The organism is Paludibacterium paludis (assembly GCF_018802605.1).
Lineage (GTDB): Bacteria > Pseudomonadota > Gammaproteobacteria > Burkholderiales > Chromobacteriaceae > Paludibacterium > Paludibacterium paludis.
This window is the reverse complement of record NZ_CP069161.1, coordinates 3120087-3146444: the sequence shown is the minus strand read 5'-3', so window position 1 is coordinate 3146444 and position 26358 is coordinate 3120087. Positions and strand designations below refer to the sequence as shown.

At 69.0% G+C, this 26358-nt stretch carries 12 protein-coding genes and 4 tRNA genes; 13 read left to right on the top strand and 3 right to left on the bottom strand.

The window, feature by feature from the left end:
* Positions 1-43: 43 nt before the first annotated feature.
* From JNO50_RS14375 to JNO50_RS14315, 13 genes are all read left to right on the top strand, one after another.
* Positions 44-119 (top strand) — tRNA-Gly (locus JNO50_RS14375).
* A gap of 21 nt (positions 120-140) precedes the next feature.
* Positions 141-216: transfer RNA gene (locus tag JNO50_RS14370), tRNA-Gly, on the top strand.
* 31 nt (positions 217-247) lie between these two features.
* Positions 248-323 (top strand) — tRNA-Gly (locus tag JNO50_RS14365).
* A 25-nt stretch (positions 324-348) separates the two neighbouring features.
* A tRNA-Gly gene (locus JNO50_RS14360) sits at positions 349-424 on the top strand.
* 352 nt (positions 425-776) lie between these two features.
* The gene (gspG, locus tag JNO50_RS14355) at positions 777-1229 is read left to right on the top strand and encodes a type II secretion system major pseudopilin GspG (RefSeq protein ID WP_373298274.1); all 453 of its coding nucleotides are present in this window, start codon (positions 777-779) and stop codon (positions 1227-1229) included.
* A gap of 48 nt (positions 1230-1277) precedes the next feature.
* Positions 1278-2234, top strand: a complete 957-nt coding sequence (gene gspK, locus JNO50_RS14350) for a type II secretion system minor pseudopilin GspK (protein ID WP_215796387.1) — start codon at positions 1278-1280, stop codon at positions 2232-2234.
* Positions 2231-3367 carry a type II secretion system protein GspL gene (gene gspL, locus JNO50_RS14345; RefSeq protein ID WP_189530487.1) on the top strand — a complete coding sequence of 379 codons (1137 nt, stop codon included), beginning with the start codon at positions 2231-2233 and terminating at the stop codon, positions 3365-3367. Before gspK ends, gspL begins: the two co-directional genes overlap by 4 nt.
* Complete coding sequence (gene gspM, locus JNO50_RS14340; RefSeq protein ID WP_189530497.1) at positions 3364-3990, top strand: type II secretion system protein GspM; 627 nt, start codon at positions 3364-3366, stop codon at positions 3988-3990. The genes gspL and gspM overlap by 4 nt, the downstream gene beginning before the upstream one ends.
* Positions 3987-6713 carry a type II secretion system secretin GspD gene (gene gspD / locus JNO50_RS14335; protein WP_215796386.1) on the top strand — a complete coding sequence of 909 codons (2727 nt, stop codon included), beginning with the start codon at positions 3987-3989 and terminating at the stop codon, positions 6711-6713. The genes gspM and gspD overlap by 4 nt, the downstream gene beginning before the upstream one ends.
* Before the next feature lie 28 nt (positions 6714-6741).
* The gene (gspE, locus tag JNO50_RS14330) at positions 6742-8178 is read left to right on the top strand and encodes a type II secretion system ATPase GspE (RefSeq protein ID WP_280530234.1); all 1437 of its coding nucleotides are present in this window, start codon (positions 6742-6744) and stop codon (positions 8176-8178) included.
* A gap of 8 nt (positions 8179-8186) precedes the next feature.
* A complete protein-coding gene (gspF, locus tag JNO50_RS14325) occupies positions 8187-9386 on the top strand; it encodes a type II secretion system inner membrane protein GspF (protein WP_189530499.1) in 1200 nt (399 codons plus the stop codon).
* 677 nt (positions 9387-10063) lie between these two features.
* Positions 10064-11215, top strand: a complete 1152-nt coding sequence (locus JNO50_RS14320; RefSeq protein ID WP_215796385.1) for a substrate-binding domain-containing protein — start codon at positions 10064-10066, stop codon at positions 11213-11215.
* Between the two features lie 173 nt (positions 11216-11388).
* Positions 11389-24570: a filamentous haemagglutinin family protein gene (locus JNO50_RS14315; RefSeq protein WP_189530501.1), complete on the top strand. Its 13182-nt coding sequence runs from the start codon at positions 11389-11391 to the stop codon at positions 24568-24570.
* 226 nt (positions 24571-24796) lie between these two features.
* Here JNO50_RS14315 and JNO50_RS14310 read toward each other — a convergent pair whose 3' ends face one another.
* Genes JNO50_RS14310 through JNO50_RS14300 form a run of 3 tightly spaced genes read right to left on the bottom strand, consistent with a single transcriptional unit; the run spans position 24797 to position 26289 of the window.
* Complete coding sequence (locus JNO50_RS14310) at positions 24797-25414, bottom strand: prepilin-type N-terminal cleavage/methylation domain-containing protein (RefSeq protein WP_189530503.1); 618 nt, start codon at positions 25412-25414, stop codon at positions 24797-24799.
* On the bottom strand, positions 25411-25800 hold the full coding sequence (gene gspI, locus JNO50_RS14305; RefSeq protein ID WP_189530505.1) for a type II secretion system minor pseudopilin GspI: 390 nt from the start codon (positions 25798-25800) through the stop codon (positions 25411-25413). The genes JNO50_RS14310 and gspI overlap by 4 nt, the downstream gene beginning before the upstream one ends.
* Before the next feature lie 3 nt (positions 25801-25803).
* The gene (locus JNO50_RS14300) at positions 25804-26289 is read right to left on the bottom strand and encodes a GspH/FimT family pseudopilin (protein WP_189530508.1); all 486 of its coding nucleotides are present in this window, start codon (positions 26287-26289) and stop codon (positions 25804-25806) included.
* Between the last annotated feature and the right edge of the window lie 69 nt (positions 26290-26358).

Genomic DNA, 26358 nt, shown 5'->3' with positions numbered 1-26358 from the left:
CACTCTCTCGACGCACCAAACGTCGGGCAGCAAGAAAGACACTGCGGGAATAGCTCAGTTGGTAGAGCGCAACCTTGCCAAGGTTGAGGTCGCGAGTTCGAGCCTCGTTTCCCGCTCCACCGTCTCTTTCGCGCTGATACGCGGGAATAGCTCAGTTGGTAGAGCGCAACCTTGCCAAGGTTGAGGTCGCGAGTTCGAGCCTCGTTTCCCGCTCCACAATTTACGCAGTGAATGATTTGTCCGGTACGCGGGAATAGCTCAGTTGGTAGAGCGCAACCTTGCCAAGGTTGAGGTCGCGAGTTCGAGCCTCGTTTCCCGCTCCACGCTTCGTTCAGTGCCACGCTTCGTGCGGGAATAGCTCAGTTGGTAGAGCGCAACCTTGCCAAGGTTGAGGTCGCGAGTTCGAGCCTCGTTTCCCGCTCCAGAGTGCGACGCGCCAGGCACACATCGCCGCGGTCGATGAAAACAAGGGGCTTCGGCCCCTTTTTTCATGGCCGGTTTTTTTCGCGCGCCATCCCCCTCCGGTCTCGCATCCCCGGAATTTCGCCGACATGTGGCGCTAACCGTCCGGCCGCTTCCCCCGCTTTTTTTCACGCTCCCGCCGTGTTCGATGACGATTTCGTGACGCGTGTTCGGGATAATTCGCCGTCCAATGCGCCAAACGCGCCGTTTCAAGCGGAAATCCCCACGTTTTTCTCCCGAGTTGCTTCCATGAAGATGACATGCAAATTTGAGATCATCTTCCCGTATGAACAGCCAAGACCGGGAGATGCGCAATGATGTTTCGGGGCCACGGATCGACGCACCGTGTTTCGCGCCGCCAGCGGGGGTTTTCCCTGATCGAAATCATGGTGGTGGTGGTGATCATGGGGGTGCTCGCCGCGCTGATCGTTCCCAATCTGATGGACCGTCCGGACCAGGCGCGCGCCACCGCCGCCCGCCAGGATGTCGGCGCCATCATGCAGGCGCTCAAACTCTACCGGCTCGACAACGGCCAGTATCCCAGCTCCGAGCAGGGTTTGCGCGCGCTCGTGCAAAAACCCGCCTCCGGGCGCATTCCGCAAAACTGGCGGCCTTATCTTGAAAAGCTGCCCAAGGACCCCTGGGGCAACGCCTACCACTATCTGAATCCGGGCACCAACGGCGAGATCGATGTGTTTTCGCTGGGCGCCGACGGCGAAGCGGGCGGCGAGGGCAGTAAAGCCGACATCGGCTCCTGGCAGCTCTAGGCCGGCATGAAGGGCATCGTCAAACCGCCGCCAGCGCGAAGCGCCGGCATGGCCGTGATCAGCGTGCTGCTGATCGTCGCCGTGATCGCGCTGCTCGCCGCCGCGCTGATGAGCCGGCAGACCACCGCCATTCGTTCGGCGCTCGCCGAGCAGAGCCGTCTGGAAGGGCGCTGGCTGCTGCGCGGCGAACTGGGCCGCGCGCGAACCGTGCTGTACTCCGAAGCGCAGCGCACGCCGCTGGTCCGGCTTGACGGTTCGTGGGCGCGGCCTATCGACGGTGCCGTGGCCGGCGAGCTTGACGGCGGCGCCGCGCGGGTGTTCAGCGAAATCACCGACGAACAGGCCAAATTCAATCTGCGCAACCTCGTGCAGGGCGGCCGGATCGATCCGCGCGAGAGCGCGGCTTTTTTGCGTCTGTGCGCGATGCTGGGCGTGCCGGCTCAGCAGGCCGGCCTGATCGGCCGCCGCGCGATCACCAGCTTCGCCGACGCGGAGCCGCCATCCTCGACGCCGGAGGCGGCCGAACCCTCAAAAGCCATCGACGAAGCCCGGCGGGCGTACGGTATCGATGACCCCGGCGCGCGCGCGCCGGCGCCCAGGCTGCGCGACATCGGCGATCTGCTCGGAACGCCCGGCATCGACCCGGCCAGCGTGGAGCGATTGCGCCCGTATCTGACCGTACTGCCCCGCGCCACCTGGATCAATGCCAATACCGCCGGTCCCGAAGTGCTGGCGGCCTGGGTGCCGGGATTGTCGCTGGAACACGCCAAAGCCATGCTCGCCGAGCGAGATCATGGTCAGTGGTTCATCAATCGCGGGGACTTCGTGAACCGGTTGCGCATGCCGCAGATCGACGAGTCCGATGTCCGCATCGGCATCACCAGCGAGTGGTTCCGCGTGGCCGGCGCGCTGCGCACCCCGCGCACCACGCTGCTGATGCGGGCGCTGCTGCATGACGACAAGGCCGGGCTGCCGAGCGTGGTCTGGCTGAGGGAGGGCGCATGAACCGGATCCGCACCGATCTTCTGCGGCTGAGGCTTCCCGCGGCCCACGCGCCGGGGCCGTTTCACGGCGCCTGGCGCCTGCCGTCGGGCCAGTGGCAGGCCGCGCGCTTCGATGATCCGGCCGCGGTGGCGGCCGGTTTTCAGGCGAAACGTCTGGAGGTCTGTCCACACCCGGCGGACGTGGCGATGACCGGCGCCGAATTGCCGCCGTTGTCGGCGAAACGTTTGCGCCTCGCCGTGCGCGGCGCGGTCGACCTGATGGCGCTGGCGCCGCCGGACGAACTGGCGATCGGTCACGGGCCGCGCGGCGAAACCGGTTCCGTGCCGCTGGCCTGGATGGCCTCGGCGGCGCTGGCCGACCGGCTCGGCGACCTGGCGCGCCACGGTTTGCGGCCCGCGGCGGTGTATCCGCCTCCCGCGTTCTTGCCGCAGCCGCAGGACGGCGCCGTCAGCGCGGCGGTCGTCGACGGCTGGATGGTGGTACGCGCGGGACCGCAAACCGGTATTTTGCATCCCGCGCCGGAGGGCGATTGCGACGCCAGGCTGCGCGGCCTGTTGCCCGGGATGGGCGACTGCCGCTGGTACGGGGCGGACGACCCCGGAGCCTTCAACGGGAACGCATGGAGCTGGACGCTGCCGACGGGCCGCGCCACGCCGGACGTACCGTGGCGCCGGCTGCGGCCGCTGCTGGGCTGGGGCGTCGCCGTCATGGCGGTCTGGCTCGCCGGGCTCAATCTTTACGCGGCGCGCGTCGAACAGGAGGGCGTGGCGTTGAAACGAAACATGGCGGCCCGGGTGAAGTCGGCGTTTCCCGAGCTGCCGGTTGTCCTCAATCCGCTGCAGCAGGCGCGCCAGATGCGCGATGCGCGCAAGGCCGGCGCGGGGCCGGTGGCGGCCGGCGACTTCGCCGCGTTGCTGCGCGCCTCGTCCGCCTTGCTGAGCCAGTCGGCCGCGCAGGTGGCGCGTCTGTCCTACCAGGGCGGTCAGCTTGAGGTGCGCTGGCGCGAAGGCGCCTCGCTCAAGGCCTCCGAGCTCGCCGCGCTGCAGGCGCAGGCCCGGGAACGGGGTCTGGCGGTGGATCCGGACGAAGGCGGGCTGCGTATCCGCGCCGTACCCGCGGAAGGAACATCATGACCGAATGGCTGCCCGCGGTCCGCTTGACCGCGTCTTCCCGCATCCTGCGCCGTGCGCGTTCCATCGGCGCGGCCGCCCGCGAACGCTGGGCAGCGCGCTGGCTCGCCCTGTCCGCCAGCTCGGATCGGCGCTGGCGCGCCCTGACGCCGCGCGAGCGCAAGCAGCTCGCGCTGATGGCCGTGGTGCTCGCCGGCGCGGCGCTCTGGCTTGTTTTCACCAAACCGGCGCTGGACACCCTGCGCCGCTGGGATGAGGAAATGCCGCGCCTGCGCGCCCAGTCCGCGGTGCTCGGGACGGTGCTCGCCGAAGCCGGCGCCGCGCCGCCGCAGGCCGGTTCGCCGCCACCCGCCGCCCGCGCGGCGGCGAGCCTTGACCGCTCAGGGTTCACCGGCGCCTACCGCCTGAGCGATCGCGGCACGGAACTGCTCATCGCTTTCGAGCGGCCGGTTGAGGCCAAACCGCTGCTCGCCTGGCTGCTCAACGCCCCGCCGGCCCTGGGCCTGCCGGTGCGGCAGGCCGTGCTCGAGCGCCCCGGCGACACGCCGCCCGGCGCGCAGGACGGCCGTATCAAAGCCACCATCACGCTCGCGGCACAGCCGCAACCACGAAGGAATGGAACATGAAGCATCGCGGTGCCAATCGGGTTTTCAGACGATGTATCCTGGCATCCGGCCTGCTGTTGGCCGGCTGCGCCACGACCGCCAGGGACGCACCGCTGTTTCGCGACGGCCACTATGTGCCCAGTTCCGGCAAGGAGACCGAGGCGCCCGCGGCGCAAACCGCGCCCGCGGCCATGCCCAAACCCGCCGCGACCGAGAAGGGCGGCCATGTGACCCGTCCGGTGGACACCGGCAAGCCCGCTAACCACGCCGCGTCGCGCCGGCCGGCGCCGGGCGCCGAGGACAAGGTGGTGCTGAACTTCCAGAACGCCGAAATCCAGGACGTCATCGGCGCGTTGTCGCGTTTTCTCGGACGCCACTTCCTGGTGGATCCGCGCGTCAAAGGCCAGATTTCGCTGGTTTCCGACGGCAAGATCGACGCGGGCACCGCCTATGGCATGCTCGGCTCGGCGCTGCGCATGCGCGGCTTCACCATCGTCGACGTCGGCAACGTCAGCCGCGTGGTGCCCGTCGCCGACGCCAAATTGCAGGGCGGCGCGGTCAATACGCCGGGCACCGGCGGCGGCATCGTCACCCGCACCTTCCGCCTCGCCTACGAAAGCGCCGACGCGCTGGTGCCGGTGCTCAAACCGATGATCGCCCCGGACAACACCATCGCCGCCTATCCGGCCAACAACACGCTCGTGATCACCGATTTCGCCGACAACCTGGAGCGCATCGCGCGCATCATCGAGAGCATCGACACCCCCACCTCGCTGGACACCGAGGTGGTCAAGGTCTACAACGGCGTGGCGGTGGACATCGCCGCGCTGGCCAACGACGTGCTGCAGCAGCAGGGCAACGAGGCGCGCCGCGACATCGCGGTGCTCGCCGACCCGCGTTCCAACAGCGTGGTGATCCGCGCCAGCAGCCCGTCGCGCGTGGCTCTGGCGCGCAATCTCGTCATCAAGCTGGACAATGCCCAGGACGACCCGGGCAACCTGCACGTGGTGTATCTGCGCAACGCCCAGGCGGTGTCGCTGGCCGGCGTGCTGCGCGGTCTGCTCACCGGGGATTCGGGCGGCGTGGCGCTGGGCAGCGCCGAGAGCGCGCGCGGCGCGCTGGGCTCGGGCGGCATGCAAGGCGGGGGCGCCAGGAGCACGGCGGCGAACACCGGCACGGGCGGCGCGGCCAACCGCGCGGCGAACGCGTCGGGTCAGGGAGGCGGCAGCGCGCGCTTCGGCGCCGGGCAGAGCGGTGGCGCGGGCGGCCAGGCGCAAGGCGGCTCCACCCTGGGGCAGCAGGGCACGGCCTTTTCGGCGGGCGGCGTCACGGTGCAGGCCGACGCCACCACCAACACGCTGATCATTTCCGCGCCCGAACCGATGTACCGCAGCCTGCGCCGGGTGATCGACCTGCTCGACCAGCGGCGCGCCCAGGTGCTCGTTGAGAGCCTGATCGTCGAAGTCACCGAAAGCGACGCCGCCGAGATGGGCATCCAGTGGATGCGCCAGAACGGCCGCTTCCTCGGCGGCACCAATCTGGGCGGCGCCGGGTTGAACGTCAACGCCAAGAACAGCCTCGATCTGTTGCCCAAGGGACTCAATCTGGGCATCGTCAACGGCACCATCAAGCTGCCCGGCGTCGGCGAAATCATGAATCTCGAGGTGCTGGCGCGCGCGCTGCAGACGCGCGGCGGGGCGAACATCCTGTCCACGCCGAACATCCTGACCCTGGATAACGAGCCGGCCTCCATCATGGTCGGCAAGACCGTGCCCTTCGTCAGCGGGCAGTACATCACCGCCGGAGGCGGTGGATCGAACAATCCGTTCCAGACGGTGGAGCGCGAGGATGTCGGCCTGAAGCTGCAGATCCGCCCGCAGATTTCCGAGGGCGGCACGGTCAAGCTCGACATCTATCAGGAAGTGAGCAGCATCGACGAGCGCAATTCCGGCGCGGCGGGCATCGTCACCAACAAGCGCGCGCTGGATACCAGCGTGCTGCTCGACGACGGCCAGATCATGGTGCTGGGCGGGCTGATGGAGGACAACGTGAGCAACGGCAGCAATGCCGTGCCGCTCCTGGGTTCGATTCCGGTGCTCGGCGGCCTGTTCCGTTACGACAACCGCCAGCGCACCAAGACCAATCTGATGGTGTTCCTCAGGCCCTACGTGATCCGCGACGCCAACGCCGGGCGCGGGCTGACCCAGGACCGCTACAACTTCATGCGTCTGCAGCAAAGCCAGGCGCAGCCGGGTCGCCATCCCCTGCTGCCGGACATGCCGGCGCCGATCCTGCCGCCGGCCGATCTGCCGGTCGCCGGCCGCAAAAACGCTCTGGACATGCGACCCGGGGCGTGGAGCAAGACGCGCGAGGAGACGGCGCCCGCCACCCGCGTGTCCAGCACGGTGAGGGAACGGCCCGCGCCGCCGCCGGCCGAGGCGCCGCTCGCGCCGTCGCGCCTGCCGGTCAATGTCGGCGTGAGCGGGGATCCGGCGCTGCCGTACGCCACGCCATCGGGCGACAAGACCGTGGTGCAGGTGGCCGACGTGACGCAGGAAGAGGACGCCGTGCGTATCGCCAAGCGCGTGCGCATCAGCGGCATGCCCGCCTATATCGTCGGCGGGCCGGGGGGCGCGGGCTACGCGGTGCGCGTGGACCTGCCGCGCGACGCGCGCGCCGTGGACACCTCCACCGGCGTGCTGCGCGAGCTGGGCTACCGGCCCGAACTGGTGGTGAATCCGTGAGCCCGGCTTGCGCCGCAAGGAGCGCGCGATGATGAACGATCCGCTCTTGCCGCACGCCTGGGCGCGCAGCCAGCGCATCATCGTGACGCGCGACGGGGACAGCCCGCTGCTGGCGACGACTCCGCGCACGGCGGGCTGGGCGCTCGCCGAGGCGATGCGCCAAACCGGCATCGATCGCTGGCGCGAAATCGATGAAGCGGAGCTGGAGACGCGGCTGACCGCGACCTACGCCGAAACGGGCAGCGCCGCCGAGGTGGTCGGCGCCGCCGAGTCGGAAGTCGATCTGGAGCGCCTGATGCAGGATTTGCCGGCCGTCACCGACCTGCTCGACGCCCGGGACGACGCGCCGGTGATCCGCATGATCAACGCGCTGCTGGCGCAGGCCGCGCGCGACGGGGCGAGCGACGTGCATTTCGAAGCGTTCGAGACTCATTCGGTGGTGCGCTACCGGGTGGACGGCGCGCTGCGCGATGTGGTGTCGCCGCGCAAGGCGCTGCATGCCGCGCTGATTTCGCGCATCAAGATCATGTCGCAGCTGGATATCGCCGAAAAGCGCATCCCCCAGGATGGCCGCATCACCTTGCGCGTCGGTGGCCGGCCGATCGACGTGCGGGTGTCCACCGTGCCGACCTCGCACGGCGAGCGCGCCGTGCTGCGCCTTCTGGAAAAGGACGCCGGGCGCCTGCAATTGCAAAAGCTCGGGCTGGCCGCCGACACTCTTGACGAACTGACGCGCCTGATCCGTCAGCCGCACGGTATCGTGCTGGTCACCGGCCCGACCGGCAGCGGCAAGACCACCACGCTTTACGCCGCGCTCGGCCAACTGGACAAGACGGTGAGCAATATTCTCACCGTCGAGGATCCGGTCGAGTACGACCTGCCGGGCATCAACCAGATTCCGGTGCACAGCAAGATCGGCATGAGCTTCGGAGCCGCGCTGCGCGCCGCGCTGCGCCAGGATCCGGACACCATCATGATCGGCGAGATCCGCGATCTGGAAACCGCGCAGATCGCCGTGCAGTCGTCGCTGACCGGCCATGGGGTGCTCGCCTCCCTGCACACCAACGATGCGGTGTCCGCCGTGACGCGCCTGACCGACATGGGCATCGAGCCCTTCCTGCTGTCGTCCTCGCTGCTCGGGGTGCTGGCCCAGCGTCTGGTGCGCTGCCTGTGCCCGGACTGCAAGCGGCGCGAGACACCGCCCGACGGCGCGGTGCGCTGGGCGCCGGCCGGATGTCCGGCGTGCAACCATTCAGGTTACCGCGGCCGCACCGGCATCCACGAACTGTTTGTGATCGACGACACGATCCGCCGCCTGATCCACGACGGCGGCAACGAGGCGGCGATGCGCGAGGCGGCGCGGCGGCGCGGTATGCGCACCATGCGCGAGGACGGCCGGCGCTGGGTGGAGGCCGGGGTGACCACCGCCGAAGAGATCCTGCGCGTCACGCGCGACGAAGGGTAGGGGGAGCCATGCCGCGTTTTCGTTTCGAGGCCGCCACTGCCAGCGGCGAGGTGCAAAGCGGCGATCTGGAAGCCGAGTCGCCGCGCGCCGCGCGGCTGGCGCTGCGCGAACGCGGCCTGACCGCGCTCTCGGTGCAGGAAACCGCCGCGGGCGGCGCCTCCTGGCTGAGTCCGCGGCTCTCCGACGCGGATCTGTGCTGGGCGACGCGGGAGTTGGCGAGCCTGCTGGGCGCGCGCCTGCCGCTCGAGGCGGCGCTGACGGCGACGATCGAGCAGGCGGAAAAGAAGGTGATCGCCGAGGCGCTGGGCGAGGTGCGCGACCATGTGCGCGGCGGGATGCGGCTGGCCGACGCGCTGGGCGAGCGGCCGCGGGATTTTCCCGGGATATACCGCGCGCTGATCAGCGCGGGCGAGGATTCGGGGGATCTGGCGCGCGTGATGGAGCGTCTCGCCGACTATCTGGAAAACCGCGACAACCTGCGCAGTAAGATGCTCACGGCCTTCATCTATCCGCTGGTGATCGCTTTCGTGTCGGTGGGCATCGTGGTGTTCCTGCTGGGCTATGTGGTGCCCCAGGTGGTCAGCGCGTTTTCCCAGGCGCGCCAGGACCTGCCCGCCATCACCCGGGCGATGCTGACGCTCAGCCACTATGTGCGCGAATGGGGCGGGCTCGCCGGCGCGCTCGCCGCGCTGCTGTTCGCCGCCTGGCGCCGGCTGCTGCGCAACGACGCCGTGCGGCTGGGCTGGCACCGTGCGACCCTGCGCCTGCCGGTGATCGGCAAATACGTGCTGGGCGTGAACACCGCGCGCTTCGCCTCCACCCTCGCCATCCTGATGGACGCCGGCGTGCCGCTGTTGCGCGCGCTCGACGCCGCGCGCCAGACCCTCGGCAACGACCACCTCAAAGCCCGCGTCGCCGACGCCACGGCGCGGGTGCGCGAAGGCGCGCCACTGGCTCCCGCCCTGCGCATCCAGAAAACCTTCCCGCCGAACCTGATCCACCTGATCGCCAGCGGCGAAAAAACCGGCGCGCTCGCCCCGATGCTCGACCGCGCCGCGGCCAACCTCTCGCGCGACCTCGAGCGCCGCGCCGCGCGCCTGACCGCGCTGCTCGAACCCCTGATGATCCTGGGCATGGGCGGCATCGTGATGATGATCGTGCTGGCCGTGCTGCTGCCGATCATGGAAATCAACCAGATGGTGAAGTGACAGACCGCGGGTGGCCGGCGTCTCTGTGGCTCGTCGCGCGGTTCCCGCATCGTTTTCCCGTTCCGGGCAGGTTCCCGCCCACCTCCGAACCTCGAAGCCGGATCGTGCGAAAGAGTCGTTCCATGCCTCGTCGCGTTTTTTCCTGTCGCTCGTCCACGCTCCGCGGTTTCTTTCCGGGGCAGGGCAATCGCCGGCGATTGTTCAACGGTCTCTTCGCGAACTCCCACGCATTTTTTGCCCCCGCTTTTCGGAGGGTTTACCTGTTTTGGGTAAGAGTTCGGGTGATATATGTCACGAGTCGGGGGGAATCGGGGGAATGCCGGCCGGGCGGTTTTCTTCCAGTTTTTGGGCCGGTGCGTTGCGTCAAACCCGTGCGGGCGCATTTGAAATCAAGGGGTTGGCACAGGTTTTTCGAGCCGGGAAATGCTCGTGTTGTGGTAGCCGAAGGTTCGGGCAAGTGGCTGAAAGATCGGGAGAATTTTTTTCGATGTTGGGGATTTTATTTCCTTGGCATGTCATCAGCCGTCTTCATAATGGCTCCGTCGCCACACAAAGGCAACGGTCGGCTCCAAGGGGAACGGACGTTGCGCGGAAGTACGAAAGCGACACCTTTAATGAGTCAGTTCGTGTTTCGAGTTTCGTGTTTCAACCTTCTTGATTGCCAAAGGAGCAATTGGATGAATTCCGTGAACTTCAAAGTGAAGGCCCTGGTTGCCGTTCTCGCAGCCGGTATGTTGGCAGGCGCCGCTTCGGCGCAAACCGTACAAGGTGGCGGCGCCACTCTGCCGGAAAAATTCTACAAAGGGATTTTCGCCAGCGGCAACGTGATCGGCTCGTGGACGTATCTCGGCACCGGCAGCGGCACCGGCAAGAAAGCCTTTCTGACCAACAACGCTTCGCTGTTCAACACCACCGGCAACGTGCACTTCGCCGGCAGCGACTCGGCGCTGAGCGCGGCTGACCTGACCACCTACGAGCCCAACAAGGCCGCCTTTGGCCCGGTCATCCAGATCCCGGCCGTGCTCACCTCGGTGACCCTGCCGTACAAGCGCGCCGGCGTGACCCAGGTCAACCTGACCAATGACCAGGTGTGCAAGGTGTTCTCCAACCAGATCACGACCTGGGGTGGCATCCTCGGCAACGGCGACACCACTCCGATCCGTGTCGTGTATCGCAGCGATTCGAGCGGCACCACCGAGCTGCTGGCGACTTACCTGAAAGAAGCATGCCCGGCTTCTTATGGTTTCACCAAGTCCAGCACCTTCACCGCCGTGGTTGCCGGGATCCCCGGCGGCCTTCCGGCCAACTGGGTGGCCGCCAACGGCAGCTCCGGTGTTAAAACCGCACTGGAGACCGACGGCAGCTTCTCCTACCTGAGCCCGGACTACGACTACGCACCGAACGATGCGAGCAAGGTGGCCAAGATCAACGGCCAACTGCCGACCAACATCAGCATCCCCGACTCCGTCGTGCCCCCGGGCAACACCGGTACCCTTGATCCCAAGAATCAGCTGAATTGGGTGCCGGGCTACGTGCTGCCGGCCACTGCCGGTCCGCGCGCCAAGTACCCGATCTATGGCACGACCAATCTGCTGATCAACCAGTGCTATGCGGATGGCGTTGGCGCGACCACCGTGGGCGGCGCGGTCAAGGACTTCGTGACCAAGCTCAACAATGGCGGTTACGACAGCCTGATCAGTCAGCATCAGTTCGTCAAGCTGCCGGCCAGCTGGCTCAACGCGATCAAGTCGGTTTTCATCACTGGCGATAGCAACGGCCTGAACATCGGCAACGCCTCGGTGTGCAATGGCAAGGGCCGCCCGTCCTAAGGCTTGCGCTTCGCGGTGACCCGCTAGGGAGCGGCGTTGTGTCCGCCGCATCCCGCGGGTTTTGACCCGGCCGCCGGATACCCAGGTATCCGGTCGGCCTTTTGGCTTTCGTTTTCGCGCCGGCCGGCCGCACGCGCCGCCCGGGCAGGATTTCACAGACGGTGACAGTAACCATGGCCCATTTCCGTTCCGCCAGCCGCAGGGTGCGGCTTTCCCCTCTTGTCGAAGCCGTTGCGGTCGCCTTCATGGGATTCGCCTCGGCTGCCGCCCAGGCGCAGACGCCCGCCCCGGTCGGCGGCGCCTGGTTCGCGTCGCCGCAAAGCGTGAACGCCTCGCGCGAGGCGCGGCCGGCGCCGACGAATGCGGACGCGACCCTCGACGCGGCGGCGCTGCGCCAGCAGCAGGCCGCGCGGCAGACCCTGCAGCGCTCGGTGGACAACCTGGAGCGCACCGCGGCGGCGATCGCCGCCCAGCAGGCGGCGCAGAGGGCCGCGCGCGACGCCGCGGCCCTGGCCGCCACGGGCGTGCCGGACGGTCTCGCGCGCGGTGGTCTGTGGGATCGGGACGCCAATGGCGCGCTGCTGCCCTGGAGCGGGGCCGAGCGCCCGGAGCAGAAACCGCCGCAGGACGGCAAGACCCATGTCGTGATACGGCAGACCCGCGACAAGGCCATTCTCAACTGGGACACCTTCAACGTCGGCCGCAACACCACGGTCGATTTTCAGCAAAACAGCACGGACGCCGTGCTCAACCGCGTGACCGGCGCCGATGCACGTCCGAGCCAGATCCTCGGGGCGATCAAGGGCAACGGCACCGTCATGGTGGTCAACCAGAACGGCATCGTCTTCACCGGCACAAGCCAGGTCAATGTGCGCAATCTGGTGGCGGCGGCGGCCAGAATCGATGACGCGCAGTTCCGCGAACGCGGCCTGTATGGCGCGAACGGCGGCGTGCCGACCTTCACCGAGGCCCGGGGTAACGTCGAAGTGCGCGCCGGCGCCCAGATCGTCACGCACCGGCCGGCCTCGTCGACCACCGGCGGTGGCTATGTGCTGTTGCTGGGCGCCGCGGTGGCGCAGGCCGGGCAGATCGTCACCCCGGTCGGCCAGACCGTGCTGGCCGCCGGCGACAGTTTCTACATCCGCAAGGGGGTCGGCACCGAAGGCAACACCACCTCCACCACCGCCGGCCATGAAGTCTCCACCGCGCGCGCGCCGGGCAGTACCGCCGGGCGGGTCACCAACACCGGCCTGATCCTCGCCGAAACCGGCGACGTGACGCTGACCGGCCATGACGTGGTTCAGGCGGGCGTCATCGCGGCCACCACCTCCACGGCCAAGCGCGGCACCATCCATCTGTCCAGCCGCGCCGGCGACACCACCGGCACGGTCGCGCTGGCCGGCGGCGTCACCGCCGTGCTGCTGGACGGCAGCGTCACCACGGCGCTCGACGCCCAGCGCGAAGCGGCCATCAAACAACTGAGCGGCGTGAGGTCGACCAACGATCCTTCCGGCGTGTTCGACAACCTCGGCACCATCACGGACCGCACCGATTTGTCGCGCATCGAAATCGTCAGCGGCAATACCGTGGCCTTTCAGGACGGCTCGCTGACGCTGGCGACCGGCGGCGATATCGCGGTGTCGGCGGTTCGGCGCGCGCTGGTCGAGAACGGCGCCGAGCTCGATGTGTCCGGGGCCGTCGGCGTGCGCGTGGCGATGGAGTCCAATGCGCTCAACATCAACGTCCAGGGCAACGAACAGCGCGACAGCCCGGGCAACCGCGACGGCAAGACGCTCACCAACAGCGATGTCTGGGTGGACCGGCGCCGCCTCGTGTACGTGCCGGCGGGCACCAACGGCTACGCCACCGACCGCTGGTACACCCAGGGCGGCCTGCTCGAGGTGGGCGGCTATCTGGCCAACCGCGGCCGCACTGTCGGCGAGTGGATGGCACAGGGCGGCACCGTGACCGTGACCGGCGGTGATCTGGTGACGCGCGCGGGCTCGGGCATCAATCTGTCCGGCGGTACGATCGATGTGCAAAGCGGCGGTATCCGCCAGACTTGGGTCAAGGCCGCCGACGGTCGTCTCTACGAGCTGTCGAGCGCGCCGGGCGACCTCTTGTACGCCGGCCTCTACCATGGCTATGAGCTCGGCAGCAAACGCTGGGGCCATACCGACTACCATTTCAGCCCCTTGATCGGCGCGGCCTCCCGCGATGAGCCGGGCTACACCGTCGGCCGCGACGCCGGCAAGCTGGTGGTGGCGACCGGCAACGCCCTGCTCGAGGGCAAGCTGATCGGCGCGGTCTATCAGGGCGACACGCAGAACCGCGCGCCGCAGGCCGGGCTTGACGGCTTCAATCAGTCTCAGCTGGCGCTGGCGCGCGGTGCGGAACTCGTGATCGGGAAATACGAGCCGCGCTACGACGCCGGCGCCGGAGTGCTGCGCTACGCCTACAGCCCGACGCTGGAACGCGTGACGCTCGCCGCGACTCCCCGGGCCCTCGCCGCGAACGTGACGCTCGACGAGGCCGTGGACGACGCGCGCAAGGGCCGGCTGGAACTCGATGCCGCCGTCCTCGGGGCGATGAAGCTTGGCGCGGTGCGCATCGCCGCGCGCCAGGGCATCGGCGTGGAGAGCGCCCTGCAGGTGGCGGCGGGCGGCGAAATCGTGCTCTACGCCCCGGCGGTGGAGGTGCGCGCGAATCTCGTGGCGCGCGGCGGCACGCTGCGGCTCGGCAATGTGCTGGCGCAGCCGGAGTTTGAAGGCGACAAAATAGCGGTCAAGGATGTCGCTCTCGCGGTGCCGGACGGCGTCCTGGGCGGCATCCGCGTGCGCGACGGCGCGGTGCTGGATGCGCGCGGGCTGATCGCCGACCTGAGAACGGCCGGCGCGGATCCCTCCGCCGCGGCCTATGCCGATGGCGGCAAGGTCAGCTTGCGTTCGACCTCGAACGTGACGCTCGAGCGCGGCACACTCATCGATGTGACCTCGGGCGGCGTGGTGCGTCCCGATGCGAGCGTGGCGGGCGGCCGCGGCGGCTCGGTGCACCTGGGGTCGGGGCTGGCCGGCACCGGCCTGGGGGATCCCCTGGCGGTATTGACGCTCGATGGCGAGATCCGCGGCCACGGCGTCAAGGGCGGCGGCACGCTGGACATCGAATCGGCCAGCGCGATCTCGATCGGCGGCAAACTGCTGGACAAGGCCGGCCTGCTCGACAAAGGGCGGTCGGCGCTCGCCGATCTGGTCACCGCGGAGGATCTCCGGGTCGCCGCCGGCGAGCCGTTGCCGGCGGATTATTCATATCGAGAGACATTGGCGCGTCCGGGCGAACGACTGGGGGCGCCTCCTATCTTTTTCGGGCTGGTGCTGGCGGCCGACTGGACTCTGCCTTATGCAAGTCCTGTGGCAGGAGGAAATCCTTATTACATATCATATCGAGTGCCGGGAGAGGACGTTCCACATCAGCTGGAAGTCAAAACCGCCAAGGATGCGATGGGGAGAGTATACGTAATACCGGCTGGAGCTACGATCATCAGTCCGTCCGCGTATGGTGAGATATCCATCGACTACGTCGTCCCCGCCCAGGTGTTCCCCCACGGGGTGCCCGTGGCCGCGCACACGCGGATCGCGCGGGCGGGTTCGTCCCTGCCGTTCGAGGTGGTGGTGCCCAAAGGGTCGGTGATCCCGGCGGGCACCGTGGTGGTGCAGCCGATCGCCGTGGGCGGCACCACCGAACTGGCGACCGGCCTGTTCCAGAGCGGTTTCGCGGATTACCGGGTGCGCGCGCTGCGCGGAGTGGCGGTGCAGGATGGTGTGAGACTGGATGTCGTACAGCCGGTCGTCGCGCCGGAGGCGTTGCTGCGGGCGGCCTCCGATCCGTCCGGCGCCATGCCGGCGCCGTGGCTGCCGGAGCGCTATCTGGCCGATGCCGTGGCGCGCAAGGTGACGCAGCGCCAGGGCGCGAGCCTCCTCCTGGCGGGGGGGCTGGCCAATGACATTGCCAAACCCGGCGATGGCGGCAACGTCCATGTGGGCCAAGATGCCGTGATCACGGTCGATCCCGGCCAGTCCATCGCGCTGTCCAGTCGTGGCAATCTGATGGTGAACGGCACGCTCAGGGCGCAGGGCGGGCGCATCAGTCTGATGGGACCGCAGTCGAGCAGAGGAGAACTGGACAAGGGCGGGCTGCTCGCCGATGGTTCCGGCGCCGAGCGCCGCATCGAAGTGGGCGCGAACGCGCTCCTCGATGTCTCGGCGGCATCCCATACCGCGCTGGATGCGCAGGGGAGGCCGTACGGGGTGCTTGGCCAGGGCGGCCGCATCGTCGTCGGCGGCACGGTGCAGGAGTCGGGCAGCCGCGCTCTGGCGTCGGACGCCTTCGTGGTGATCCGCCAGGGCGCGGTGCTCGATGCCTCGGGCTCGTCGGCGCGCTTCGATGTCGATGGCGGCGGTGTCCGAACCCTGGTCAGCGATGGCGGCGCCATCAGCCTCGCGTCGGCGCGCGGCCTTTATCTGGATGGCAGCCTGCGCGCCCGCGAGGGCGGGGCGGGCGCCTCCGGCGGCCATCTCACGGTGGCGTTGGAGGCGCCGTTGTACGAAGAAAACAATGTGACGGATCCGCGTCTGCTGTCGGTGCGCGAATTGCAGGTGGCGCAGCGCCGCGAGTCGGCCGCAACGCCGGATGTGCTGGAATACGGCCATGCGCGGCTCGGCGTGAATCAGGTCGGGGAAGGGGGCTTCGCTGCGCTGACGCTGTACGGCAATGGTCCGGTCACCTTCGCCGGCGATGTCGATCTGGCCATGAGCCGCGAGCTGCGCCTCTATTCCGGCGCCCTCGCCGTCGCCGGCGGCGCCGCGGCAACCAGCAAGGTCTCCCTGTCCGCACCCTACCTGCTGCTGGCCGGCATCACCGACACCAACCCGAATCCCGATGGCTATGCGCGGCCGTCCTACCGGGGCGGCTTCGGCGCCCGGGCGCCCCTGGCGAGCCTTACCGCCAGCGCGCGGCTGATCGACATCAAGGGCGAGGTGACGCTGGGGCTGGATCGCAAGGTATCCTTGCGTGGACTCCCCTTGCGCGCCGAACGCGCGGGCTTCGGCCAGCTGAACGTGGTCAGCTCCGGCGATATCCGCTTCGTCGCCACGGAAAGCATCAATCCGACCTGGCAGACGCAGTTGCTGTCGCCCGGCGATATCCTGCTGCGCGCCGACCAGATCTATCCCGCCACCGGGGTGGGCGCGCGCGTGCTGGCCGGCCGCACCGATGAAAACACCTACGACCCGGACAGCCGCCTGACGATCCGCCGCTACGACCCGCAAGCCGCCCGCCCGGCCGTGCCCTATTCGGTGTTCGGCCGCCTGACGCTCGGCGCGGCCACCATCGAGCAGCAGGGCATCGTGCGCGCGCCGCTGGGTAGCATCACGCTGGGTACGGATCCGGTTTCAGCCGGATTCGGGTATCAAGTCACAACAAAAAACATTGTCCTCTCGCCTGGCAGCCTGACCTCGGTCAGCGCCGCCGGGCTGGTGATGCCCTATGGCGGCACGGTCGACGGTGTCAGCTACCTGTACCGCGGCCAGCCGGTGACGTTCGCCGGCGCGGGCACAGGACCGGCGATCACCCTGTCGGGCGAGCGCGTCGCGGTCGAGGCCGGGGCGGCGCTGGATCTTTCCGGCGGTGGGGAGCTCACGGGCGCGGGCTTCATTCCGGGCCGCGGCGGTTCCACCGACGCGCGCTATCACCCGCTGATGCAGATCGGCAGCGGCGGCTTCGTGCTGCCCGGGCTCGCCGGCAATCCCGTCTACGCCATCGTGCCGGGCTATGCCGGCGCGTATGCGCCGTCGGAGGCGACGGGCGCCGTCGATCCGCGCATCGGCCAGCAGATCACCCTGCAATCGGGCGAGGTGCCCGGTCTCGCCGCCGGCCGCTACACGCTGTTGCCGTCGAGCTACGCGCTGCTGCCCGGCGCCTTCCGCGTCGAGATCAACGGCGCGTCCACCGGCGCCGCTCCCTCCCGGACCCTGGCGCTGCGCAATGGTTCCTACTCGGCCCAGGGCGTGCTGTCCGTCGCCGGCACCGGCATCGCCGACAGTCTGGCCAGTCAGCTCATCATCACGCCGGCCGATGTGCTGCGGCGCTATTCGCAGTACAACGAGACCGGTTACGCCGGCTTCGTCCGCGCGCAGGGGGCGCTCAACGGGGGCATCCGCGCGCTGCTGCCGGCCGACGCCAAGACCCTGGCCATCCGCCTGCCGTCCTCGCGCGACAGCGCCTTGCGCTTCGAGGGCGCAGCGGACTTCACGCCGGGCAAGGACGGGTATGGCGGCAGCGCCAGCCTGGTGACCAGCCATGGAAATGGATTGGGAGTCGGATCTCTGGAAATCCTCGGTGACGGAGCGTCCGCCACCGCCGGGTTTGATGGCGCGTCGGTACGTGCCCGGGATCTCGACGCCATCGGCGCGGCGCGTCTGACCATTGGCGGCGGCCTGTCGTCGACCTACAGCGACGGTCGCGATGGCAAGAACACCAGCAATTATCTGAATATCGTGCGGCAAACCGGCACGGTGATCCTGCGCGACGGGGCCATTCTGCGGGCCCCCGAGGTGTTCCTGATCGCGGCCAACCCGCAAGGCGGCATTGTCATCGAAGCGGGGGCCGGCATCCGCACCGTGGGTCGCGGCAAGCCGGCCTACGATTCGACAAACGGCTATATTTATCGCCCAAGGGACGCCAGCGTGGTGGCCGCGTCCAATGGCCGGATCGACATGTTGCCGCCGGTTCGCGAAAACAACCAAGCAGCATCCGGACCGGTGTCGATCGGCGTGTGCGGCGCGGTCTGCACGGGATCGGCCGAGCTTTATGCGGAAGGCTCGCTGATCGCCGTCACCCGCGCGGATTTCCGCATGAGCGACACGGTGCGCTACGGCGCGCGCGATCTGACCCTGGCGGTGGGGGCGGTGAACGCCGGCAGCCGCGAGGCCCTGGCGGCGGCCGCGGCGCAGGGGATACTCACGCCGGGCCTCGCGCTGAACCAGGCGCTGCTCGACCGGCTGCTGCAAGGCGACACGGCCTACGGCGTGCCGGCGCTGGAGCGGTTGGTGCTCTCCGCCAGCGAGTCGTTCAACCTGTACGGCACGGTCAGCCTGGACACCACGGATCCGGCGACCGGCAAGGCGCGCCTGGCCAATCTGGTGCTGTCCACGCCGGCGATCTACGGCGCGGGCGGCGCGGGCGACACGGCCGTGATCAAAACCGGCACGTTCACCTGGGCCGGCACCGGCGGCGCGGCGCCCGCGCCGGTGGCGAACGGACGCGGCACCGGCGCCGGCCGTCTGGCCGTCGAGGCCGGCGTGATCGAATTCGGTTACGGTCCGACCGCCCGTCCGACCGGTATCGACGACGCGAGCCGCACCGTGCTCGGCTTCGCCGATGTGGCCTTCAGCGCGCGCGAGCGCATCACCGCCAACCAGAAGGGCTCGCTGGCGGTGTACGCCGCGCAGAACGCCACGCCGGACGGCCTGCGTTACAGCGGCGGCAACCTCACGCTGAGCGCGCCGCTGGTGACCGGCGCGGGCGGGTCGGTGAACCGCATCACCGCCGGGGGAGCGCTGCGGGTGGTCGCGCCGGCGGGCGGCGCGGCGGACGTCGGCGCAGTGCAAACCGGCGCCGAATTGAGCCTCGGTGGCGACAGCGTGTTCCTCGACACCGCGGTGGCGCTGCCCAGCGGCAAGCTCACTGTGAAGGCGGCAGGCGACGTGACATTGGGCAACGCGGCAAGGCTCGATCTTGCCGGGCGCGACATCGCGCTGTTCGACGCGCACCGCTACACCTGGGGCGGCGACGTGACGCTGCACAGCACGGCCGGTTCCGTCATCCAGGCGGCCGGTTCGCTGATCGACCTGTCGGCGCGGAACAACCACGCGGGGCTGTTGACCGTCATCGCGCTGGGCGACACCGCCCGCGTGGAACTGCAAGGGAACCTGAAAGGCACGACTTCCGGCCATTACGACGCCGGCGGCACCCTGGTGCCGTGGCGCGCCGGCGGCGTGAACCTGCGCACCACGGCGCTGGGCGGCGGCGCGAACCTGACGGACGCGTTCGGCGCCCTGAACGCGCGGCTCAACGAGGCCGGCTTCACCGGCGAGCGCAGCTTCCAGTTCCGCCAGGGCGACCTGACCGTCGGCGACGGTCTGCGCGCCCGCGAGATCAACCTCTCGCTGGACGGCGGCCACCTGACCGTGACCGGCCTGGTGGACGCCAGTGGCGAGCAGACCGGCAGCATCCGTCTTGCCGCGCGCGACGGGCTGACGGTGGCCGGCGGCGCGCGGCTGGACGCGCACGGCACGCAATTGCGTCTGGACAGCCGCGGCGCGATCATCGACGCGCCCAACCGCGCGATCGTCGAACTGGACGCCGGGCGCGGCACGCTGACCCTCGAGAAGGGCGCGAGCATCGACCTGCGCCACGGCACCGACGACGCGCGGGTGCGCGCCAACCCGGCGCTCCTGGATGGCCGCGCGCGCGGCACGCTGGACCTGATCGCGCCGCGCATCGACGCCAACGGTCAGGTTGGCGCCGCGGCGGCGACCTATGGGGACATCGCCCTCGTCACCGGACCGAACCTGGACATCCAGGGCGCGAAATCGATCGCGGTCTACGGCCGTCAGGTCTACAACGATGCGCCCTTCAACGACACGGCCAAGGGCGAAACCTCGGCCAGCGGGCGGCCCTACCAGATCATCAACACGAGCTACCTGAACGGCAAGCATGAGAACAGCAAGGACTTCATCACCAAAGCGCTGGCGAGCGGCCGGCTGACCTCCCGCCTTGCCGGCCTGAGCACCGCGAGTTATCGCGACGTGCTGCATGTGCGCCCGGCGGTGGAGATCGTCAGCGCGACGCCGGGCGGCGACCTGATCGTCAGCGGGGACCTGGATCTGTCCGGCTACCGCTACGCCAGCCTGAATCCGGCCTTCGCGCCGACCGCTGTTTACGGTTCGGGCGAGCCGGGCGCGCTGACGCTGCGGGCCGGCGGCGACCTGTCGATCTACGGCAGCATCACCGACGGTTTCGCACCGCCGCCGGCCACGCCGGATGACAATGGCTGGTGGCTGGTGCCCGGGAAACAGGCTTTTGGCGGCGACGTGGTGATTCCGGTACCGGGCGTGAAGCTTGCCGATGGCACGGTCTATCCGGCGGGCAAGACACTGAACTACGCGATCGCCGCCAAGGATGTGACGCTGCCGGCCGGCACTACACTGCCGACCGACATCGTTCTGAGCGCCGGCCTCACCCTGCCGGCCGGCTCGGTGCTGGCCGCCGACGCGCTGGCGGCCGACGGCCAGGTACTGCTGGCGCGGGGCACGGTGGTGGGCCCGGGCGGCCTCTCATTGCCGGTGGGCGCCCGCCTGCAGACCGGCACGCGACTGCCGGTGGATGTCAAGCTGGTGAGTCTGACCTGGTCCAAGGGCACGACTTTGCCGGCGTCCATTGTTCTGAGCGCAGGCCTGACGCTGCCTGCGAAGTCGGTGCTGTCCACCGACGTGCTGTCCGCCGACGGTCGCGTGCTGCTGGCCCGGGGCACGGAGGTCGGACAGGATGGCCTCGTATTGCCGACCGGCGCCCGCCTGCAGGCAGGTACTCTATTGCCGGTGGATGTGACCCAGGCCAGCCTGACCTGGCCCAAGGGCGCGCCCCTGCCGGTGGCGATGACGCAGCAGGGCGAACTGACTCTGCCGGTGGGCGCGCTGATCGCTTCGGGCACCTCCGTGGTTCTGCCGGATGATAGCCCGGGGGTGGATCTGCGTCCCAGAGGTGCCGATGGTATGGTCATCTCGCGCAGCAACTGGGCGGTGGCGGCGATGTTGCCCGACGGTTCGTCGTCGTGGAACCTGCGCCTGACGGCCGGAGCGGACACCGGCGCCGCCGATTCCCGACTGACCCGACCCGAGGCGGGCGGAAGCGTGCAGGCGGCGGATACCCACTATACCGCGAAGCTGGAAAAAACGATGACGGGTGGAACCAAGGTCTACGTTTGGGCCGATCCGAATAACTTTAATGGCAAACCCGGCGAACCCGTGGGGCCGGAATTCCTGGATGATGAGCCCGGGCATTTCCCGGAGCATTACAACGTCTGCTTGTGGGAGCCGCAACAGTGCGTGCTCGCTTCCATCAATGGGGTGGAGCGCGTGAAAGCCACTCCGAAATCCCCGGTGTTCAGCGTGCTGCGCACCGGCACCGGCGATCTGGACATCGCGGCGGCGGGAAGTTTTTCGATGCAATCGCCCTACGGCGTGTACACAGCAGGCAGTCCGACGCATCTGGGCGACGCGACTCTCGATGCGCGCTACAACCCGGCGCGCGGGAAAGTGGCTGCCGATGGAACGGTGCTGGGCGGCAATGCCGGAGATCTGGCGCCTGCTTACGAGGCTCTGGTCAGCGGGGACAGCCGGCTTGACCGGGCCTGGTACCCGGACGGCGGCGGCAATCTGCGAGTCACGGTGGGGGGCGATCTGACCGGGGACAGTTGGGGATCCACTCCCCAGTTGCCAAGAGGGAGCGCCGGCACCGGCAACTGGCTATGGCGCCAGGGCGGCGCGGACCGGCCGGTGGCGTGGTGGATCAATTTCGGCACCTATACCTTCGATCCGGCGGCGGATCCCGCTAATACCTTTGCCTTATGGCCAGCGGTGACAGGTTTCACCGGCCTTGGCACGCTGGGCGGCGGCAATGCCACGGTACGGGTGGGCGGGAATGCCGGGATGATCGAACGCCGCTCGGAGTTGGATGACGAGGCTCCGCGTAGTCAGGGTGTGGTGCTGGCCATCGGTGGCACAGGACGGATGCGGGGCAGCGGCCAACTGACGCAGACTGGCGGCGGAGACCTCGAGCTGCGTATTGGCGGTGGCTGGAACAGCGATGAAAACGCCCGATTGAAAGCATATTTCGGTGCGGCGGTGCAGACCCACGAGCTTTATGGCGGACTGATCAACCTGCGTGGCGCTGTCGACATGGCGGCGGGCCGGGTCGGAACGGTGCGGCTGATTTATGGTATGAATGGAGCATATGCCATTCAGGACGGCCGGGAAGTCAGGATCCCTGACCCTTATGTCACCAGCCAATCACTGGCGACCGGTGGATTGATGCTGACGCCCGGCGATGCCGCGATCAGCGTGGCGAGCCGCGGGGATCTGGTGCTGGGAGGAACGGCCGATGCCGGTTTGGCGCGCACCGCCAGCTATCTTCCGTTCACTTCGGATGCCGGCAAGGGCGAGGCGGGACTGAGCTGGTTCACTCTGTGGACCGGCCGCACCGCCGTGCGTCTGTTGGCCGCCGGCGGTAATCTGGCCTTCGATACCCGGGCCGGCGAGTATGCTTTTGGTAATCCTCCGGCGGGGTACGCCTATCTTCCCAACGGCGGCTGGTTCCTGCTGCCGGGGCAGGTCAGCGCCGCCGCCGTGCAGGGCGGCGTCTACTACGGACGTTCGGCGGCCTACCAGCACACCGGCAGCAATCTCTGGAATAACGGCGGCCTGCTGCAGGTGCCGCTTGGCGTGCGCCGCCTCGAGCTGCTGGCGGGCGGCTCGATCTACGGTGGCGGTTACGCGATCAGCCAGTCCGGCGCCGATGCCGCGTCGATGGCGACGGTAACGCAGCCGGGATTCGCCGGATTTGTCTCTCTGAATAAGAACCTGATTTTCATCAACACCAGTCCGTACGCGCCTGCGGTCGCGGTTGACAAGCTTCCGCTCTTCGCGTTCGGCGTCAACAGCGTCGGGCGTGAGGCGGGAATGGGAGAGGGGTCTGGCGAGGCGTCGCGGTTTTACGCGGTGAACGGCGATATCGTCGGCTTGCGCACCGGAACGGTGGTGAAGTTTCCGACATCCATCGCTGCCGGAATTCGGGCCGGGCAGACCGATTATGTGGCGGCCGGGCCCGTCGCGGTGCGCGCGGGGCGCGACATCGTGTATACCGGCACCCGGGCGGACGAGACGTTGATGTCCATCAGCGATTTCTTCGCTGTTCCCAATAATTTGGCGACCGTCTCCGGCAACCTGATCGTTCACACCCGCGCCAACGACGTGTCGGTGATCGAGGCCGGACGCGACATCCTCTACGCCAACTTCACCGTCGCGGGGCCGGGCACGCTGGAGATGTCGGCCGGGCGCCACATCGTGCAGAACGATCTGGCGTCCTTGACGAGCATCGGTCCGGTGGCGGAAGGCGACAAACGCCCGGGCGCCGGCATCGCGGTGCTGGCGGGAGTGGGCGCGGGCGGCGCGAACTACGCGGGCCTGTTGTCCCGCTACCTCGACGCGGCGAACCTGGCGGCCACAGGCACGCCGCTGGCCGACCAGCCCGGCAAGGTCGCCAAGACCTACGAGGCGGAGCTGGTCGAATGGCTCGGCCAGCGCTACGGCTTCACCGGCAACGCCGAAGAGGCGCGGCGCTACCTGGCGACTCTCGCGCCCGAGCAGCAGCGGATTTTTGCGCGCGAGGTGTATTTTGCCGAATTGCGCGCGGGGGGCCGCGAGTACAACGACGCCAAGGGGCCGCGCTACGGCAGCTACCTGCGCGGGCGCAACGCCGTGGCGGCGCTGTTCCCGGCGCAGGATGCGGCGGGCAAGGCCCTGGCCTATGGCGGCAGCCTGCTGATGTATGGCGGCTCGGGCATCCGCACCCTTCTGGGCGGCGACATCCAGGTGCTCACGCCGGGCGGCGGGCAGACCTATGGTCTGGAAGGGGTGGCGCCGCCGTCCACGGCCGGGGTGGTCACCCAGGGCCGGGGCGACATACGGCTCTACTCGCGCGACAGCATCCTGCTTGGCCAAAGCCGCCTGATGACGACCTTCGGCGGGAGCATCCTCGCCTGGTCGGCCGAGGGCGACATCAATGCCGGCCGCGGCTCGAAAACCACCGTGGTGTACACCCCGCCGCGGCGCGTCTACGACAACGTCGGCAACGTCACGATCTCGCCGACCGTGCCGAGCACGGGCGCGGGGATCGCCACCCTCAACCCCATCCCGGAAGTGCCGGCGGGCGACGTGGACCTGATCGCGCCGCTCGGCACCATCGACGCGGGCGAGGCGGGCATCCGGGTGTCGGGCAACGTCAACGTCGCGGCGATGCAGGTGGCGAACGCGGCCAACATCCAGGTGCAGGGCAAGTCCTCCGGGGTGCCGATGGCGGCGTCGGTCAATGTCGGCGCGCAGGCGTCGGCGAGCGCCGCCTCGTCCTCCGCGACCCAGGCCGCCGGCGATGTGATGCGCCGCCAGCAGTCCGCGGCGCGTCAGAACCAGGCCTCGCAGGTGTCGGTGCAGATCCTGGGCTTCGGCAACGAAGCGCTGTAAGAAGAGCACGGGCGGCGAGGTTGCCGCCCGCCCGGGCCCGCCCGCGTTCGCCGGCGGGCCTTGTCTTTTGCGGGAATGACGGGAGGCGCGGCAAAACCGTCGCGATAGCGCGCGGGAAAACCGAGGGACGGGGTGGTGTCGTCGGGCGGGAGCGCTGCGCGGCGTTGCCATCCGCGAAGAAGGATGGCAACCATTTGCCCGGGAGGGCGGCGGGTGTTCGGGAGAGTCAGTTCAGCGGGATCACGCGCCGGTAACGCCGGGCGGGCCCTTCGCCGCGGCGCAGCGCCACGGTCACTTCGAGTCCGCTGGCCGCGGCGCGCGCGTTGCCGGTGAACGGCAGCGTCCGCCAGCCTTGCTCCGGCTCCCAGGCGCGCACCTCGAACGACGCCACGCCGTCGAGCACAGCCACCTTCTCGGCGGGGTCGGGAATGGGGTAGCCCGGCACGGCCGGCGAGCCGGCGCGGTACAGCGTGCCGGACTGCACCCACCACGCCACGCGCTGCCAGCGCCCCGGTTCGGCCGGCGCGGCGCGCACCCATTGCAGGCTCAGCGGCGCCGCTTCCGAGCGGATCGCCCGCATGCCGGCCGGCAAGAGCGCGATCCCCTGCGGTGGCGCCAGCTCCACGGTGGTGCGCCACAGCAGGTCCTGCTCGATCTGCTGCAGGGCGCGCATCAGGCGCGCCTGCTCTTCGCTGTGCAGCGCGAGCGCGGTATTGGCGCGGCTCATGCTGTCCAGGCCGCGCCAGGCGATCAGGCTGATGACCGCCATGATGACGATGGCGATCATCACCTCGATCAGGGTGAAGCCCGGCTGGCGGGCCGGTGTCGCTGGCGCGGGGGTCATGAGCGCGGCTCCGGCAGGCGGGTTGTGAGGTGGGCGAGGCGCCGGTTGCGTTCGCGCCCGTCGTACACATCCACGGCGACATCGCGCAGCGCTTGCGGTGCGGCGAGGATTTCCACGCGGCACACCAGGGGCAGATCGCCTTGCGGGCAATCCAGTACGCGCACGCCCGGCGCGGGCAGCGTGCCGATCCGCAGCTCGGCCAGGGCGTTGTCCGCGGACAGCATGGCCAGCGAACTTTCCGCGAGGTAGCCCGCGTTGGCGGCGGTCTGGCCGGTCATGCGCGCGAAGGCCGCCAGCGCCACGCCGACGATGGTGAGCGCGATCAGCACTTCGATCAGGGTGAATCCCGCGGCGCGGCCGGCGGGCGGCGAAGGACGGGGCGTCATGGTTCAGGGCACCCGGAACGCGCCGGCGGCATCGCGCTCGATCACCACCGCGTCGGCGCCGTGCCTGAGCGTGAGGCGCAGCGGGGCGCCGATCCATTCGGACGTCAGCCGCAGCGGCGCGGCCGGCGCGACCTCCACCTCCCCGGCGCGCCAGCGCCGAGGCCGCAGCGCGTCGTCGCCGGCGAAACGGTCGAGTTCCCCCGCCGTCGACACCGCCGGCACCACGCTGCCCGGCACCGCCGTCCAGGTGCCGCGCGCGAAGGCGTAGCCGTCGCCGAGCGGCTGCCAGACGATCACTCGTCCGTCGAGCCGCGCTTCGTGTTGCGCGGCGCTCAGGCGCGCGGCCAGTTCGCGCGCGTCAAGCCGCAGCGTGTCCGCGGCGTTGGGCGTGACGCTGACGCTGATGGCGGCGGAGGCGATGCCGACAATGACCAGCACCACCATCACTTCGATCAGGGAAAACCCCCGGCCGCGAAGAATCGGATTCATGACATGGGATCCCGCACATGGGCTGGCGATCAAACTTCGCCACAGTGCCGGCTATCTTAGCGAGTAAAT

Bases quoted from the DNA above. Each gene is read 5' to 3' on its own strand.
- gspG (WP_373298274.1), top strand. From the start codon at position 777: ATGATGTTTCGGGGCCACGGATCGACGCACCGTGTTTCGCGCCGCCAG.
- gspK (WP_215796387.1), top strand. From the start codon at position 1,278: ATGGCCGTGATCAGCGTGCTGCTGATCGTCGCCGTGATCGCGCTGCTC.
- gspL (WP_189530487.1), top strand. From the start codon at position 2,231: ATGAACCGGATCCGCACCGATCTTCTGCGGCTGAGGCTTCCCGCGGCC.
- gspM (WP_189530497.1), top strand. From the start codon at position 3,364: ATGACCGAATGGCTGCCCGCGGTCCGCTTGACCGCGTCTTCCCGCATC.
- gspD (WP_215796386.1), top strand. From the start codon at position 3,987: ATGAAGCATCGCGGTGCCAATCGGGTTTTCAGACGATGTATCCTGGCA.
- gspE (WP_280530234.1), top strand. From the start codon at position 6,742: ATGATGAACGATCCGCTCTTGCCGCACGCCTGGGCGCGCAGCCAGCGC.
- gspF (WP_189530499.1), top strand. From the start codon at position 8,187: ATGCCGCGTTTTCGTTTCGAGGCCGCCACTGCCAGCGGCGAGGTGCAA.
- JNO50_RS14320 (WP_215796385.1), top strand. From the start codon at position 10,064: ATGAATTCCGTGAACTTCAAAGTGAAGGCCCTGGTTGCCGTTCTCGCA.
- JNO50_RS14315 (WP_189530501.1), top strand. From the start codon at position 11,389: ATGGCCCATTTCCGTTCCGCCAGCCGCAGGGTGCGGCTTTCCCCTCTT.
- JNO50_RS14310 (WP_189530503.1), bottom strand. From the start codon at position 25,414: ATGACCCCCGCGCCAGCGACACCGGCCCGCCAGCCGGGCTTCACCCTG.
- gspI (WP_189530505.1), bottom strand. From the start codon at position 25,800: ATGACGCCCCGTCCTTCGCCGCCCGCCGGCCGCGCCGCGGGATTCACC.
- JNO50_RS14300 (WP_189530508.1), bottom strand. From the start codon at position 26,289: ATGAATCCGATTCTTCGCGGCCGGGGGTTTTCCCTGATCGAAGTGATG.